Raw genomic sequence first — 16,421 nt, 5'->3', positions numbered from 1 at the left:
CATGCCCGTACGGCTATAGTCCGGATCATGGTCACCGATCGACTGCTCGACGGGCGGGTCAAGATCCGCCACCTCGTCCTCGTCACCGCCATCGCCGACGAAGGCACCCTGGTGCGCGCCGCCGAGTCGCTGCACATCACCCAGCCGGTCGTCACCCGCGGTCTCCGCGAGGTCGAAGAGGTGCTGGGTGTGCCGCTGTTCGAACGGTTGCCGCGCGGCGTGCGGCCGACGCAATACGGGCACTCGTTCATCGAGCGCGCCCGCTCGGTGCTCGCCGAGCTGCGCGCCGCGGGGGAGGAGGTGCGGCTGCTGCAGTCGGGGCAGCTCGGCACGGTGACCGTCGGCACGCACCTCGCAGGTTCCAACCTGCTGCTGCCGCGGGCCATCGCGGCGCTGAAGGCCGAGCATCCACGGCTGACCGTGGTGGTGCGCGAGGGCACCCCGGACACCCTGCAGCAGCTGCTGCTCGCGGGCGACCTCGACCTGACCGTCGGGCGGCTCTCGCCGACGGTGCCGGTGCGGCTCGAGCAGGAGCGACTGCACCTGGAGCCGATCCGTCTGGTCGCACGGGCCGGGCATCCGGTGCTCGGCGGTGTCAAGGCGAACTCCCTCGCCGAGCTGATCGCGTATCCCTGGATCTTCCCCGTGGCCCAGACGGCGCTCCGGGCCGAGCTCGAAGCGGTCTTCTTCCACGAGGGGCTGCCGTTGCCGCCCGACCGCGTCGAGTGCACCTCCATGCTGACACTGCGCACCCTGCTGATCTCGACCGACGTGATCGCGGCGCTGCCGATGTTCATCGCCGTCGACGACCGTGAACTGCGGATCCTGCCCACGCCGTTGAGCTCCATCCGCCGCTCGGTCGGCGTGACGGTGCCGAAGGATCGGGCGCCGTCGCCGGCGGCCACCGCGCTGCTGACCCATCTGCGCGAAGAGGGCGCCCGCCTGGCGGAGCTCGAGCGGGACTACGCGGAGACGGAGCCGCGCTTCGCCGGCTGATATGCCCGAACGGTCATAGCTCTGACCCGTATGGATATTGGACAGCATCGCTTCACCGGGACGAACCTGATGAGAACGACACCACGTCGTGACGATCTCACCCGATTCAGCCAATGGAGGCGACATGGCCGGCTCTCCCTACGTGCCCGATGCGAAGAAGTACCGCCCGGAGGATTTCCAGCGCGTCGAGGGTGAACCGGCCGATCCCGATCCCTCCAGCTGGGGCATGCAGCCCGACGGTACCTTCCTGCCGCCGGCGCACACGCCGTCCGTCCCGCGCGACGTCTTCATCGACTGGCCGGGCCAGCTCGACTACCGCGACCCCGAGACGTATGCGCTCAACGCCAAGGCCGAGGCGTTCTACCCGATCGTGGTGAACACCAGTCACTCGTGGCAGTGCATCTACGACTGGGACGGCCGTCGCCTCATGCTCCACTACGGCGGCGGCAACCACTGGAAGCTCTACGACATCACCGACCCTCGCGACCTGACGATCGTCGACGAGGAGCAGTGGGGCTGGGACGACCCCCGCCCGCAGTTCGGCGCCACCACGGTGCAGTGGAACCAGAAGCTCGGAAAGCACATCGCGATCCAGGCGAGCGAGACTCCGCGGTACTTCCTCAAGGGGCGCGTCGCCAACAAGTGGATCGACGACACCGTCGAGGGCCAGCTGAAGGAGTGGGAGGGCCTGCGCGGCTTCCGCACGTGGGAGATGAACGGCCCGAGCCCCCGCGACTGGACCCTCCTCACCGAGGTCTCGACCGATCCGAACCACGGGCCGGACGAGATCCAGGAGGGCAACGGCGTGCTCGACCTTCCGGTCTACTACGGCGACAAGTACCTGTTCGTGGCGACCGCGCCCGACAACACCTTCACCAACCAGCCGTACAAGACCACGCTGTGGACCGCCGGACACGCGGCCTACGACGTGTCGGACCCGGCGAAGCCCGAACTGCTCTCGAACTGGTGGGTGCCCGGCTCCCGTGCCGGGGAGGAGGCGGATTCCGAGTACCTCGCGGACAACGAGCGCTGGAACAACAAGACCTCGTGGTTCGGCTCGCGCATGGGCATCTTCCTGCCGCGCTCGGTCGAGTCCGGATGGAAGTACGGCTACGCCGCCCAGGGTGGTCAGGGCTTCTTCGTGCTCGACGTGTCCGATCCCGCGAACATCCACCACGTCGGCTGGTGCCACCTGCCGGTCAGCGTCGCCGGCACCGAGGGCGACAACGTCGACACCACCCAGGTGGAGGAGACGGGCTACGTCTACGTCTCGGGCTACCCGATGAACACCGACTGCTACGAGCCGGCCAAGGAGATCTATCAGATCGACGTGAGCGACCCGACGAACCCGCGGGTCGTGCGCACGCTGCCGCGCCCGACGCCGCCGGCAGAGGCCGCGTTCACCGACTGGGCGCAGCGCCGCGGGTCGTTCGGGCCCAAGCGCTCGGGGTACTTCACCAACACGGGCACACCGCACGGCGGCGTCATCCCCTACGCGTTCTACGCCGCGGGGTTGCAGATCTTCGACGTGCGCGACCCGGAGAACCCCCAGGTCGGCGCGTACTTCGTCCCTCCGATCGGCCTCAAGGACGACGATGACCTCGCCGCACCCGTGCACGGCATCTTCGTGGAGTGGGATCGCAACGTGATCTGGCTCTTCGCCAACCACGGCATCTACGCGGTGTCGACCCCGCTGCTGGGTGAACCCGTGGTCGGTCTCCCCGCCACCGAAGGCTGAACTCTTCCCGGAAACTCCGGTGTCCGTCCTCCACATAAGGGGCTGAGTGGACGGACACCGGCTCCCGACCCCTGACGATCCGTCCCGAAAGTGATCCATGACTCAGACAGTTAGGCCGTGGCCGGCCCTGTGGGCGCTGTGCATCGGCTTCTTCATGATCCTCGTCGACACGACGATCGTGGCCATCGCCAACCCGGTCATCCTCGCGGCGTTCGACGCCGACCTGACCACGGTCATCTGGGTCACCAGTGCCTACCTGCTCGCCTACGCCGTCCCCCTGCTGGTGACCGGTCGCCTGGGGGATCGCTTCGGTCCCAAACGGGTCTATCTCGTGGGGCTCGTGCTGTTCACCCTCGCCTCGCTCGCGTGCGGTCTGGCCGGCAGCATCGAGATGCTCATCGCGGCTCGCGCCGTGCAGGGCTTCGGTGCCGCGCTGATGACGCCGCAGACCATGGCGATCATCGCGCGGGTGTTCCCGCCGCGCGGTCGGGGTCAGGCGATGGGGGCGTGGGGCGCTGTCGGAGGGCTCGCGACGCTCGTCGGCCCGATCCTCGGCGGCGTGCTCACCGACACCGTCGGCTGGGAGTGGATCTTCTTCGTCAACGTGCCTGTCGGGATCGTCGCCTTCGTCGTCGCCTGGCGTCTGGTCCCCGATCTCGAAGGACACCCGCACCGCTTCGACGTGGTGGGGGTCGCGCTGTCCGGACTCGGACTGTTCCTGCTGGTCTTCGGCATCCAGGAGGGCGAGGTCTACGACTGGGGGGTGATGTTCGGTCCGGTCACCGTGTGGGGCGTCATCGTCGCCGGAGCCGTGCTCCTGGTGCTCTTCGTCGTGTGGCAGCGCGTCAATCGTGCAGAGCCCCTCATGCCCCTCAGCCTCTTCCGCGACCGCAACTTCTCGGTCGCGAACGCCACGATCTTCCTCGTCGGTGTCGGCATCACGGCCATGCCCGTCCCCCTCGCCTTCTACTTCCAGGTCGCCCGCGGGCTCGACCCGACGCTCGCAGCGCTCATGCTCGCACCGATGGCGGTCGTCTCGGGGGTGCTCGGGCCGTTCGTCGGCAAGCTGAGCGACCGGATCGGTCCGCGGTGGGTCACCTTCGCCGCCTTCGTCATCTCGGCGGTGGCCATGGCCTGGTATGCGGCGACGATGACGATCGACGCCCCGTTCTGGCTCCTGCTTCTGCCCTCGGCGCTGCTGGGCGTCGGCGTATCGGGGATGTTCGGTCCGCTCGCGTCGACGGCCACCCGCAATCTCCCGCACACGCAAGCAGGAGCGGGATCCGGCGTCTACTCCACCACCAGGCAGATGGGGTCCGTGATCGGATCGGCGCTGCTGGCGGTGCTGATGAACGTGACGCTCGCCGCGCACATCACCGGTTTCGTGCCAGGGGCGATCCACCCGGGGAGCGAGCTGTCGACGAAGGACGGGATCGGACTGGCCGCGGCCATGTCGCAGTCGCTGCTGCTCTCGGCCATCGCCTTCGCGGTGTGCGCGGTCGTCGTGGTGTTCTTCGAGAAGCCGCGAGCCTGGGGAGCCCCGGTCACCCCGCAGACGGCGGGTTCTGTCGTGAGAGAGGGACGATGATGGCGGCGATCGCAGTGGATCCAACATCCAGAACGAATCCGACCACGAGCACGATGGACGAGAGGACTCCGATGACGGTCAGCTCCGGAGGCGGTCGACTGGTCGTCGACGCCCTGAAGAAGGACTATGAGCTCGACGGCGCCGCCGTCCCCGTGGTCAAGGACGTCACGTTCACGATCGAGCCCGGGACGTTCTACTCGCTCCTCGGCCCGTCGGGATGCGGCAAGACCACCACCCTGCGCTGTGTCGCCGGCCTCGAACGGAGCAACGGCGGCGTCATCTCGCTCGACGGCAACGTGCTGTCGACCGGCACCGCGCACGTGTCGCCCGACAAGCGCGACATCGGCATGGTGTTCCAGAACTACGCGATCTGGCCGCACATGACGGTGTTCGCCAACGCGATCTTCCCGCTGCAGGTCGCGGGTTCGAAGCTTCCGAAGCAGGAGGCGCGCAAGCGGGCGATGGAGGCGCTGGAGCTCGTGCAGCTCGATCATCTCGCGCAGCGCCCGGCCACCGCGCTCTCAGGCGGTCAGCAGCAGCGCCTGGCCCTCGCTCGTGCGTTGGCCCACCGACCGCGTCTGCTGCTGCTCGACGAGCCGCTGTCGAACCTCGACGCCAAGCTGCGCGACACCATGCGCAACGAGCTGCGGAGCCTGCAGCGCACCCTCGGCATCAGTGCCCTCTACGTCACGCACGATCAATCCGAGGCGCTGTCGATGTCGGATCGGGTGGCCGTGATGAACGGCGGACGCATCGTGCAGGAGGCGTCACCCCGCGAGCTCTACGACCAGCCGGCCGACCGATTCGTGGCGAACTTCGTCGGTCGCGCGAACATGATCCCCGCCGTGGTGATCGATCGTGACGGCGCCGGCGACGCGGTGGTCGAGGCGCTCGGCACCCGGCTGCAGACGCCGGTGCCCGACGGGGTCTCGATCGGCGACGAGGTCACGCTGACATTCCGGCCCGAGACCGTGCGCTGGCATGAGACCGACATCGATCGCCCGAACGTCCTTCCCGTGCGCATCGTGCGGGTGGAGTTCCTCGGCGAGATCGTCGAGTACGAGGCCGAAGTGCTCACCGATGGCGAGCCCGTCGCCACGATCGTCGGACGCGGAGCGCCACTCGCGACACCCCCCGAGGGCGGCAGGGTCTTCCTCGAACTGGTCTCGCACGCCTGCCGCGTGCTGGGCGCCTGATCCACCCCGCACCACACCCGCAATCACACACCTGATGTCAGAGAGGACATTCAGATCATGAAGAGAACACTGGGAGCTGTCGCCATCACGGCGGTCTTCGCGCTCGCCTTGACCGGATGCAACACCTCGACCGATGCCGGCGGCGGTGACAGCGCGCTCGAGGGCGACGCCGCGTCGGCCACCTGCGACGCCGTGGAAGTCGGAGCGATCACCCGCTGCGAGAACTTCTACGACGAGTACTGGCCCGAGATCGACAAGCAGCTCGACGCCCTCTACGAAGAGGCGAAGAAGGCTGACGGCGGCACCCTGGTCATCTGGGACTGGTACGAGCTGTCGCCTGACGTGATCGAGCAGTTCAACAAGCGCTTCCCCGACATCAAGGTCGAGACCAGGGGGCTGACGTACAACCTGTCGTCGGCGATCATCTCGGCGAAGGCGACCGGTTCGCGCAACACCGATGTGGTGTCCGGCTCGATCACCTCGATGGCCGCGATGTACGACGAGGGCTTCTGGGAGAAGGTCGACTGGGAGAGCTTCGGCGTTCCGAAGGAGTTCCTGACCATCGGCGCCCCCGAGCTCATGCCCGACAGCATCAACGGCACGCTCATCCAGTACAACACCGACAAGGTGACCGCGGTGCCCGAGACGCTCGACGGGCTGCTCGCCCCCGAATACAAGGACAAGGTGTCGGTCGCCGGATACAACGCGGTGGTCTTCGCCGGATACGGCATGGCGGAGGGCGAGGACAAGATGGTCTCGCTGATCGACGAGCTCCTGTCGTCGGGCAACCTGAAGCTGCTGGAGGACCAGGGCGCTCCGCTGTCGAGCGGTGACGTGCCGATCGCGCTCAACCAGACGCTGTTCAACCCGAACCCGGCGCTGCAGGTCTCACCGTTCGAGCACGCGGGAGTCTGGGCGCAGTTCTCCGGCGTCAACTCCGACGCCAAGAACAAGCCGGGGGCCGCGCTGTGGACCCTGTGGAACGCATTCGACCCCGACTGGATCAGCCTCCGAATGACGGACGAGCGCTTCGCCAGCACGCAGGTGCCGTTCGCCGGTCTCCCCGCCGCGACCTTCGCCGAGTCCACCGGGCTCATGAAGACGAACTCCGACGCGCTGCTGCTCGGCCTCGAGAACGGCGCCGAGACCGAGACGCAGGCCACTCGTGACGACTGGCAGGCCATGATCAACGCCGCCGACAAGGCGCTGAACGGATAACGATGTTCAAGGCAGGACGGACCACGGGGCGAAAGCGTCCCACCACGATGACGATCGCGATGATCGTCTCGGGCGCGGTTATCTTCATCCTTCTCGCGGTGCCGCTGATCGTCCAGGTGATCACCGCGTTCCGTGGTCCGTTCCTGCCCTTCGGCGTCTCGTCGGCCCAGTGGGGTGTCGAGAACTTCGTCACCCTGTGGCAGCTGCGCGAAGACTTCTGGGGCGTGCTCGGCGCGACCGGCGCCTTCGTCGGCGGGTCCACGCTCCTCACGCTCCTGATGGCGTTCGGCCTCGCCTGGGTCACGGTGCGCACGGATGCCCCGTGGCGCCGTCTGATCTCGGTGCTGGTGATCGTGCCGTACATCATCCCGCCGATCGTGAAGGCCCAGGCCTACCTGCTGATGCTGTCGCCCGAGTCGGGGGTGCTCAACCAGCTGCTGCGGCTGCTGCCGTTCGCGAGCGACGTGCCGATCGATCCCTATGCGTTCCCGACGATGATCTTCATCCAGGCGCTCACGAACGTCACGTTCCCGTACCTGATGATCGTGCCGATCCTGACGAACATGGACGGCTAGCTGGAGGAGTCGGCGCGGGTCTCGGGGGCCTCCTGGCCGCAGACGCTTCGTCGAGTGACGCTACCGATGCTGTGGCCGGGGCTCCTCGGGGTGACGGTGCTGACCTTCATCCTCGGCCTCGGCAGTCTCGAGGTGCCGCTGCTGTTCGGCCAGGAGTCGGGACGCGACATCTTCGCCCTCAAGCTCTGGACGCTCATCAGCTCCAACGCGGGCGAACTGCCGCAGTACGGTCTGGCCGCCGCATGGGGGCTGGTGTTCCTCGTGATCACGACCGTCGCGTTCGCGATCTACCTGCGGGCGACACGCAACGCCGAGCGCAGAGCCTCGGTGTCGGGCAAGGGCTTCCGGCCGTCGACCATGCGGATGGGGCCGTGGAAGATCCCGGTCATGCTGCTGGTCGCCGTGTTCATCCTGCTCACCGGCATCCTCCCTCTGCTCGCTCTGCTGTGGGCGGCGATCACGCCCTATCCGGTGGCGTTCTCGATCGACGCGATGCTCGGCAGCACCGACTTCGGCGCCTTCGGCACGGTGCTCGCCGACCCCGAGTTCTGGGTGTCGCTCGGACGCACGGTCATCATCGCGGGCGGCAGCGCCACGATCGCGGTGGTCTTCGCAACGGTGCTCGCCTACGGCATCGCCCGCAGCAAGAAGACCGGGTGGGTGAAGGCCATGGACCTGTTCGCCTCCTCATCGGTCGCGATCCCCGCGACCATCGCCGGCTTCGCGATGTTCCTCACCTTCATGGTGATCAACCCGTACATCCCGATCGCGGGCACGCTGCTCGCGCTCGTGATCGCGTACTCCTACCGGGTGTCGATCGCCTACCGCTCGTCGTACAGCGCGACGCTGCAGATCAGGCCGGAGCTGGAGGAGGCGGCGCTCACCAGCGGAGCGAGTCGGTTCGAGGGATTCCGACGCATCATCGCGCCGCTGCTGATGCCGACCGTGATGGCGGTGTGGATCCAGATGTTCATCCTCGGCACCAATGAGTTCACGCTCCCGGCGTTCCTGGCGACCCCGTCGTCGCGGCCGCTGTCGATGTACATCTACGCGATGATCAACCCGCGCTCGGCGCAGCTCTATGCGCCGGACCAGGGTGCCGCGATGGCGCTGATCTTCACGCTGATGGTGTTCGCGATCGGCTACGGCCTGCAGTGGGCGCTCTCTCGCCGAGCGATCGGTCGCACACGCAAGGCGGTCTCCGCGGGTCTCCCCGACCTCGCCGCCGCCTCTCCCGCTCCGGCCGATTCCGCGACGGTGACCCTGGCCGTGCAGCGTCACAAGCGCTGACCCCATCCGCCGAGTGCACGGCTTCCTGGCGTGAAGAAGCCGTGCACTCGACGAGATCCCGTGCGCTCGACGGATAACGTGCATTCGACGGGTAACGTGCTCTTTGTCGTGTGGGGGAGAGGAGAGGGAGCGATGCGTGTACGCGCACCATCGGCCAAGGCCGGGATCGTCGTCGGAGCCCTGCTCATCCTCCCGATGATCGGGGTCGTCCTCGCCGTGATGGATCTGTTCGCCGGATATGTCTGGTCGCTGCTGGCGGTCATCGCGCTGGTGGTGTTCACCGCGCGGGTGTTCCGTGGTCCCGGAGAGAGCATGGCGCCGCGGCCGTGGTGGCGGATGACGACGACGGCTCTCTCCAGCGCGGTCCTCTCCGTGCTCTTCGCGGTTCAGGCCGTTGTCGGTCTCTTCCGAGCGGGGACCGCCCCGTTCCCGGCCGCTGTCGTTCTGGGCGCGCTGCTGACGCTTGCGGTGGCCGGGGCATATGCGCTCTCCGCGACCCGCCTCGCCCGCGTCGAGCGGCCGCACAAGGGATAGCCCGCCCTCGCTCTCTCGCTCCCACCCTCTCGCTCCCGCCCTCTCGCTCCCGCCGAGTGCACGGCTTCCTGTCGAGTGCACGGCTTCTTGGCGTGAACACGCCGTGCGCTCGGCGAGATCCCGTGCATTCGACACCACTCCGAACCTCTCCCTTGACTTTTGGATCCAGTATCCATTCAATAGGAACAGCAGGAGAAGAAAGGGTGAGGAGGCCGCATGCACATCGGGTACGCCGCGATGCTCGAGCAGATCGAGCCGACCGCCGTGATCGAGAACTGCGTCCTCGCCGAGGCGCACGGGTTCCGCGGGATCATGGCCACCGATCACTTCCAGCCCTGGCTTCCCCGCCACCGCAACGCCGCTCATGTGTGGACCATGCTCGGCGCGATCGGCGCGCACACCACCGGCGACCTCGGCCCCGGCGTCACGACCCCCGGCTTCCGCACGCATCCCGCCGTGGTCGCGCAGGCCGCAGCGACGCTGGCGACCCTCTACCCCGACCGGGCCTGGCTCGGCGTCGGATCGGGGGAGGCGCTGAACGAGCACATCGTCGGCGAATACTGGCCCGAACCCGCCGAGCGCATCGACCGCATGTTCGAGGCCGTCGACCTGATCCGCAAGCTCTTCACCGCCTCGATCGCCGGTCGCGACACCCGCCACCGTGGCGAGCACTTCCGCATGGAATCGACCCGGCTCTGGACGATGCCGCCCACTGCGCCACCGGTCTACGTGGCCACGGCGGGCCCGGCCACCGCTCGCCGCGCCGGCCGGAACGCCGACGGCCTGATCACGACCTCGGCCGAAGTCGAGCGCCTCGCGCCGCTGCTCGCCCGATTCGCCGAGGGGGCACGGGAGGCGGGTCACGATCCCGAGGGCCTCCCGAAGGTGCTCCAGCTGCGGCTCTCGTGGGCGCCGACCGACGAGCAGGCCCTCGCGAACGCACTGACCGAGTGGCCGATCGGCGGACTCCGGATGCGCCGGGGCGACGTGCGCTCGCCGTACGACTTCGAGCAACTCGTGCGCGGGGTGACGGCCGACGACATGCGGGCTTCGATGCTCATCTCCGCCGACCCCGAGGTGCACCGCGCGCAGATCCAGCGCTACGTCGACCTCGGCTTCACGCGCATCTACCTGCAGAACGTCGGGCCCGACCAGCGGGAGTTCGTCGAGGTCTTCGGCCGCGACGTGCTGCCGAAGGTGCACGCATGAGCGCCCCCGCGATCACCGTCTTCGCCCTCGCCGGCATCGGCGAGGTGCACCCCGGTGATGACCTCGTGGCCCTGATCCTCGCGACCGGCGTCGAACTCGCCCACGGCGACATCCTCGTCGTCACCTCGAAGATCGTCTCCAAGGCCGAAGGCCGCTACGTACAGGCCGCCGACCGCGAAGAGGCCATCACCGCCGAGACCGTGCGGCTCGTCGCCTCTCGCACCTTCGACGGGCACACCATGCGCATCGTCGAGAACCGGCTCGGCATGGTGGCCGCGGCCGCCGGCGTCGATGCCAGCAACACCCCGGACGGCTGGGTGCTGCTGCTCCCCGAAGACCCCGACCGTTCGGCGCGTGCGCTCGCCGCGGGACTGCGGGCGGCCACGGGCGCGGAGGTGGGCGTGATCCTCAGTGACACCCTCGGCCGTCCCTGGCGCGAAGGGCAGACCGACGTCGCGATCGGCGGCGGGGGCGTGCACATGATCGCCGACCTCCGTGGCACGACCGACCAGGCGGGAAAGGTCCTGAGCGTCACGACCCCGTGTGTCGCGGACGAGCTCGCCGCGGCCGCAGATCTGGTCAAGGGCAAGGCGAGCGGCAACCCGGTCGCCGTGGTGCGCGGGCGGGGCGACCTTGTCGGACCCCTCACCCTGCCCGGGGCCGCCAGCATCGTGCGCGGCGCGGAGCGCGACCTCTTCTGGTTGGGCACCGCCGAAGCACTCGACCAGGGATACCGCGACGGTTACGCCGCTGCGCTCGCAGACCTCGGCACCCAGGAACAGCACCTACACGCACAGCAGGAACCCGACACGAAGGATGCGACATGACACTGACTCTCGGATACAAGGCCAGCGCGGAGCAGTTCGACCCCCTGGAGCTGGTCGAGATCTCGGTCGCGGCCGAGGCGCACGGCATGCAGTCCGTGTTCGCGAGCGACCACTTCCAGCCCTGGCGCCACACCGGCGGCCATGCTCCGTTCTCGCTCACCTGGATGGCGGCGGTGGGCGAGCGCACGTCGAGCATCCGCATCGGCACCTCGGTGCTGACCCCGACCTTCCGTTACAACCCTGCCGTGCTCGCGCAGGCGTTCGCGAGCCTGGGCTGCCTGTACCAGGACCGCATCATCCTCGGCGTCGGCTCTGGCGAGGCGCTGAACGAGATCGCGACCGGATTCCGCGGCGCCGGGGAGCAGGAGTGGCCCGAGTTCAAGGAGCGCTATGCGCGGCTGCGCGAATCCGTGCGTCTGATGCGGGCGTTGTGGTCGGGCGACCGGGTGAACTTCGACGGCGAGTACTACTCCACGCACGACGCCTCGATCTACGACCGTCCCGAGGGCGGCATCCCGATCTACATCGCCGCGGGCGGACCGATGGTCGCGCGCTACGCCGGGCGCGCGGGCGACGGCTTCATCTGCACCTCGGGCAAGGGCCAGGAGCTCTACGTCGACCAGCTGCTCCCGGCCGTGAGAGAGGGGCTCGAGCAGTCCGAGCGCTCGTTCGACGACTACGACCGGATGATCGAGATCAAGCTGTCGTACGAGGAGACCCGGGAGGCGGCGTTGGAGAACACCCGCTTCTGGTCGCCGCTGTCGCTCTCGAAGGAGCAGAAGCACGACATCACCGACCCCGTCGAGATGGAGAAGGCCGCCGATGCGCTGCCGCTCGAGACCATCGCCAAGCGCTGGATCGTCGGGAACGACCCGGATGCCGTGGCCGCCGAGATCCAGCAGTACATCGACTGGGGCTTCAACCACCTCGTCTTCCACGCGCCGGGTCACGACCAGCGCCGGTTCCTGCAACTGTTCGAGCGCGACATCGCGCCCCGGCTGCGCGACACCGCCGTACTGCGCGACACCGCTGCCGAACTGCGCGGGTGAGGCGACGGAGATGATCCGCGGTTCGGGAGTCGGGGTGCCGCTGCCGGGAGTGCCCGCTCGTGAGTGGATCGTGGTGATCCCGGTGAAGCGCGCCGAGATCGGCAAGTCGCGGTTGCGCATCCCCGGCGTCGATCGCGAGCCCCTCGCCCGCGCGATCGCCCTCGACACGGTCGAGGCGGCCACCGCATGCGAGCGCGTCGCCGAAGTCATCGTCGTCACGAGCGACGAGGTCACGGCGACCGCTCTGCGTGTGCTGCCGCGGGTGCGACTGGTGCGCGACCGCAGCGAAGGGCTGACCGCGGCGATCGGGCTCGGCGTGAGCGCGGCCCCCGACCTGCGCCCTCGTGCCGTGATGCTCGGCGACCTGCCGGCGCTGCGCCCCGACGAGCTGGCCAGGGCGCTCGCGTTCGCCTCTTCGCACTCCCGGGCGTTCGTGCCGGACGCCGAGGGCACCGGCACCGTGCTCGCCACGGCGCGGGCGGGTTTCGACCTCACTCCGTGTTTCGGGGTGGACTCGGCCTCCGCACATCGCGCGGCCGGCTTCGTCGAGGTCGGGTTTCCCGTCTTGAGCGGTCTGCGACGTGACCTCGATCATGCCGAGCACCTGCGGGCCGCCCGCCGTGCCGGACTGGGCCCGCGCACCGCGGCGCTGGTCGACCGACCGCTGGTGCTCGCCTCATGACCGGCGGCGTCGCCGACACCTCCGATGGCCCGCGCATCGTCGTCCTCGCCGGTGGCGTCGGCGGATCGAAGTTCGTGGTCGGTGTGCGGGAGGCCGCACGGCGACGGTGGCCGGATGCCGCGGGAGGAACCCGAGCCGAGATCACGGTGATCGTCAACACCGGCGACGACCTGTGGCTCAGCGGCCTGCGGCTGCAGCCCGATGTCGACTCGATGATCTACGCGCTCGCCGGTGTCAACGACACCGCACGCGGATGGGGGAGGGCGGGAGAGAGCGAGCGCGTCGCCACCGAGTTGCAGGCATGGGGAGCCGGCTGGCCGTGGTTCACGTTGGGTGACCTCGACCTCGGTGCGCACATCGCCCGCACGGGCTGGCTCCGCGACGGCGCCTCCGTGACCGAGGTCGTCGATCGCCTCGCCTCCCGATGGCCGCTCGGCATCCGACTGCTGCCCATGACCGATACCGAAGTCGACACCCACGTGTTCACCGCCCGGGGTCGGATGCACTTCCAGGAGTGGTGGACCCGGCATCGTGCGACCCTCCCGGCGCAGCGGTTCGATGCGCCGGGGATCGCGCAGTCCGCGCCCGCACCCGGAGTGGTCGACGCGCTGGCTGCGGCGGACGTCATCCTGTTCGCCCCGTCGAATCCCGTGGTCTCGCTCGGGCCGATCCTCTCGGTCCCCGGCATCTCCGACGCCGTACGTGCCGCCCCCGGAGCCGTGGTCGGGGTGTCGCCGATCATCGCCGGTGCGCCCGTGCGCGGTATGGCCGACGCCTGTCTCGCCGCCATCGGTCTCGCCGCCACCGCCGACGCGGTCGGACACCACTACGGGGCACGCGCAGCCGGCGGACTGTTGGATGCGTGGCTCATCGCCGAGGAGGATGCTTCTCTCGCAGGCGGGCTCGAGGCGGCCGGACTGCGCGCGCCGGTGCATCCGCTGTGGATGCGCGATCTCGACACTGCGACGGCTCTCGCCGCCGAGGCTCTCCACTCAGCTGAGCTCGACGCGCACCAAACGTCATAGTCACAGGTCTCGAAAGACTGGCCGAAAGTTCCCAGTCTTTCGGCGTAATGACCGGGCCCCCACCGCCGTCTCTCCACTGTGAGGGTTGTCCGGCCGAAAGGGGGTCGGGCTGTGCGAGGGGTGAGGGAATCGTGAGTGGTCGAAGCCGAGTGGACCGGCTCTTCGAAGAGTTGGAGGTCGAGTGCGGCGCGAGTATGCAGTGCATCACGGAACGGGCGTCCGCCCTGCTGGGGCTGGACATCGAGGTCGACGTGTTGAACGAGGAGGAGTGGCGGGCCGTTCCGCGGTTCCTGCTCGTCGACGGTGACCGTGCGAGGATTCCGGTCCGCCGCTCCGATCCGCAGTGGTACCGACTGCACGTGGTGATCCACGAGCTCTCGCACCTGCTGTGCGGGCACACGCGATGCGAGAGTCTGCCCATGACCTTCGACCAGCTGCGGAAACCCGCGCAGGTATGCGCGCTCGCCGGGGTGGGAGGGGGTGCCGGCTCCGTGGCGCTCGACGACTGCCAGGAGCAGGTGGCGCTGGAGGCCGAGGCGGAAGCGCTCGCGCACCGCTTGGGCTCGTTCGTCCTCGCTCCGCAGTTCGCATCCGCCGAGCTCGTCTGAATCCCGATCGTCCGAGCCGGTCAGCGCGTGAGGGCGGGAGCCGCATCGAACACGATCAGTGGACGATCGCTGCCCGGCCGGAGGAGCACCTCGGCGTCGACCTGCCAGACGCGCGCGATGAGCTCCCGCGTCAGCACCTCCTGTGGGGAACCCTGCGCCTGCACGTGACCGTCGGCGATCACGACGACGCGATCGGCGAATGCCGCCGCGTGATTGAGATCGTGCAGAGCAGCCAGCACGGTCATGCCGTCGCGCGCGAGGGACGCGAGGAGGGCGAGTGCGTCCAGCTGCGCGCGGATATCGAGGTGGTTCGTCGGCTCATCGCACAACAGCAGCGCCGGTCGCTGAGCGAGGGCCCTCGCGAGGTTCACCCGTTGGCGTTCGCCGCCGGACAGGGTCGCGGCATCGCGCTCCGCGAACTCGAGCGCCCCCGCGCGGACGAGAGCCGCATCGGTGGCGACGGCATCCGTCTGCGCCCCCTCGAACGACAGCCACCCGCGGTGGGGAAGCAGTCCGAGCCCGACGATGTCGCGCCCGGTCATCCCCTCGGCGGTCGACCACTCCTGCTCGACCAGGGCGACGCGCTGTGCGCGCTCCCGCCGCCGCATCGACGGCAGCGATGCGCCGTCAAGCGCGAGGGTCTCGACCTCGCCCCGCAGGGTTCCGGCGATCAGCCGCAGCAGCGTGCTCTTGCCCGAGCCGTTGGGTCCGAGGAGAGCGGTCACCGAACCTCCGGGGGCGGTGATGTGCATGTCGTCGCAGAGGATCCGACCCCCGTGCGCGAATCGGATGCGTCGGGCATCGAGGCCGTCCTCACGCACTCCGGTCATGCGCGGCTCTTCCGCATACGCAGCATCAGCAGCGCGAACACGGGGCCGCCGATCAAAGCGGTGACGATCCCGACCGGGAGCTCGCGTGGCTCGAACACGGTGCGGGCGATGGTGTCGGCCCAGATGAGGAACACGGCGCCCGCGAGGAACGAGACCGGCAGCAGCGCGCGATGCCGGGCGCCGACGACCGCCCGAACCGCGTGCGGCAGGATCAGTCCGACGAAGCCGATCGACCCGCTCACCGCCACGAGCGCTCCGGTCAGCAGCGCCGTGCACACGAAGAGCAGCACGCGCAGCCGGGTCACCGGGATGCCGAGTGCCTCGGCTGCGGTGTCACCCAGTACGAGGGTGTCCAGTGGCCGGGCTGCAGCCAGCAGGGGGACGGCGCAGACCACCACGGCGACCCCGGCGAGGGCGGCGTCCGCCCAGTCGGCACCTCCGAGGGAGCCGAGCAGCCAGCTGAGGATCTCACGGTAGCTGTCGTTCGTCGCGCTCCAGAAGATCACGAGGCTGGTCAGTGCCGCGAGCACGGCCGACACGGCGAGACCGGCGAGGACCACGGCGGTGGCTCCTGCGGAACCGGCCGCGCGCGCGAGGCCCAACGTGAGTGTCAGGGCGAGCAGCGCACCCGCGAACGCGGCGAACGGCAGTGCCACCGCCGCACCGAGCACGATGACGATCACCGCGCCGGTCGAGGCGCCGGAGGACAGACCGAGCAGGTAGGGATCGGCGAGCGGGTTGCGGGTGAGGGCCTGCATCACGGCACCGCACAGGGCCAGGCCGCCTCCGACCGCCGCGGCCGTGAGAACGCGGGGTACTCGCCCCTCCCAGATGATCGCGTCGCGGAGCGGGGTGAGGCCTGTGGCCGCGCCGGTCAGGTGCGACCACACGCTCGCCGCGAGCTCGGCCGGGGCGATGTCGGCCGGCCCGATCGCGACCGCGGCGACCACCGATCCCGCCAGGGCGAGCAGCAGCACCGTGATCGCCGAGACGGTACGTCCCCGGGGGTGGGGAGCGGATGCCGCCGCGACAGGGAGAGCCGTGCGCAGCGGAACC

At 69.1% G+C, this 16,421-nt stretch carries 16 protein-coding genes; 14 read left to right on the top strand and 2 right to left on the bottom strand.

From position 1 onward, the window contains the following. Positions 1–27: 27 nt before the first annotated feature. The 14 genes from ABDC25_RS18520 to ABDC25_RS18455 all read left to right on the top strand — a co-directional run bounded on the left by ABDC25_RS18520 (position 28) and on the right by ABDC25_RS18455 (position 14,535). Positions 28–996 (top strand): LysR substrate-binding domain-containing protein, encoded by a 969-nt coding sequence (locus ABDC25_RS18520; protein WP_021201466.1) that lies wholly within the window; start codon positions 28–30, stop codon positions 994–996. Positions 997–1,120: 124 nt separating this feature from the next. Continuing rightward, entirely contained in the window at positions 1,121–2,734 is a 1,614-nt protein-coding gene (locus ABDC25_RS18515; RefSeq protein ID WP_021201467.1) for a hypothetical protein, read from the top strand. A gap of 97 nt (positions 2,735–2,831) precedes the next feature. Continuing rightward, entirely contained in the window at positions 2,832–4,322 is a 1,491-nt protein-coding gene (locus ABDC25_RS18510) for a DHA2 family efflux MFS transporter permease subunit (protein ID WP_031208211.1), read from the top strand. A gap of 71 nt (positions 4,323–4,393) precedes the next feature. Next, positions 4,394–5,518, top strand: coding sequence for an ABC transporter ATP-binding protein (locus ABDC25_RS18505; RefSeq protein WP_021201469.1), 1,125 nt, complete (start codon positions 4,394–4,396; stop codon positions 5,516–5,518). Between the two features lie 57 nt (positions 5,519–5,575). After that, positions 5,576–6,736: an ABC transporter substrate-binding protein gene (locus ABDC25_RS18500; protein WP_167255041.1), complete on the top strand. Its 1,161-nt coding sequence runs from the start codon at positions 5,576–5,578 to the stop codon at positions 6,734–6,736. Between the two features lie 47 nt (positions 6,737–6,783). Then, positions 6,784–7,311, top strand: coding sequence for a hypothetical protein (locus tag ABDC25_RS18495; RefSeq protein ID WP_347124085.1), 528 nt, complete (start codon positions 6,784–6,786; stop codon positions 7,309–7,311). After that, entirely contained in the window at positions 7,312–8,601 is a 1,290-nt protein-coding gene (locus ABDC25_RS18490) for an ABC transporter permease subunit (protein ID WP_347126029.1), read from the top strand. A gap of 132 nt (positions 8,602–8,733) precedes the next feature. Next, on the top strand, positions 8,734–9,135 hold the full coding sequence (locus tag ABDC25_RS18485) for a hypothetical protein (protein WP_029260759.1): 402 nt from the start codon (positions 8,734–8,736) through the stop codon (positions 9,133–9,135). 216 nt (positions 9,136–9,351) lie between these two features. After that, entirely contained in the window at positions 9,352–10,344 is a 993-nt protein-coding gene (locus tag ABDC25_RS18480) for a TIGR03557 family F420-dependent LLM class oxidoreductase (RefSeq protein WP_347124082.1), read from the top strand. Next, the gene (gene cofE / locus ABDC25_RS18475) at positions 10,341–11,171 is read left to right on the top strand and encodes a coenzyme F420-0:L-glutamate ligase (protein ID WP_021201474.1); all 831 of its coding nucleotides are present in this window, start codon (positions 10,341–10,343) and stop codon (positions 11,169–11,171) included. The genes ABDC25_RS18480 and cofE overlap by 4 nt, the downstream gene beginning before the upstream one ends. Next, positions 11,168–12,220, top strand: coding sequence for a glucose-6-phosphate dehydrogenase (coenzyme-F420) (fgd, locus tag ABDC25_RS18470; protein WP_347124080.1), 1,053 nt, complete (start codon positions 11,168–11,170; stop codon positions 12,218–12,220). The genes cofE and fgd overlap by 4 nt, the downstream gene beginning before the upstream one ends. A gap of 10 nt (positions 12,221–12,230) precedes the next feature. Further along, entirely contained in the window at positions 12,231–12,902 is a 672-nt protein-coding gene (cofC, locus tag ABDC25_RS18465; protein ID WP_136024774.1) for a 2-phospho-L-lactate guanylyltransferase, read from the top strand. Continuing rightward, the gene (gene cofD, locus ABDC25_RS18460; RefSeq protein WP_347124077.1) at positions 12,899–13,927 is read left to right on the top strand and encodes a 2-phospho-L-lactate transferase; all 1,029 of its coding nucleotides are present in this window, start codon (positions 12,899–12,901) and stop codon (positions 13,925–13,927) included. Before cofC ends, cofD begins: the two co-directional genes overlap by 4 nt. Before the next feature lie 131 nt (positions 13,928–14,058). Then, positions 14,059–14,535, top strand: a complete 477-nt coding sequence (locus tag ABDC25_RS18455) for a hypothetical protein (RefSeq protein WP_347124075.1) — start codon at positions 14,059–14,061, stop codon at positions 14,533–14,535. 20 nt (positions 14,536–14,555) lie between these two features. Here the strand turns inward: ABDC25_RS18455 and ABDC25_RS18450 are convergent, their stop codons facing one another. After that, on the bottom strand, positions 14,556–15,365 hold the full coding sequence (locus ABDC25_RS18450; RefSeq protein WP_347124073.1) for an ABC transporter ATP-binding protein: 810 nt from the start codon (positions 15,363–15,365) through the stop codon (positions 14,556–14,558). Continuing rightward, positions 15,362–16,348 (bottom strand): putative F420-0 ABC transporter permease subunit, encoded by a 987-nt coding sequence (locus tag ABDC25_RS18445; protein WP_347126028.1) that lies wholly within the window; start codon positions 16,346–16,348, stop codon positions 15,362–15,364. Before ABDC25_RS18445 ends, ABDC25_RS18450 begins: the two co-directional genes overlap by 4 nt. Positions 16,349–16,421: the final 73 nt, after the last annotated feature.

This window comes from Microbacterium sp. SY138, from assembly GCF_039729145.1.
Classification (GTDB): domain Bacteria; phylum Actinomycetota; class Actinomycetes; order Actinomycetales; family Microbacteriaceae; genus Microbacterium; species Microbacterium maritypicum_A.
The sequence above is the reverse complement of the archived record's forward strand: the minus strand, read 5'-3'. Positions and strand labels throughout refer to the sequence as shown.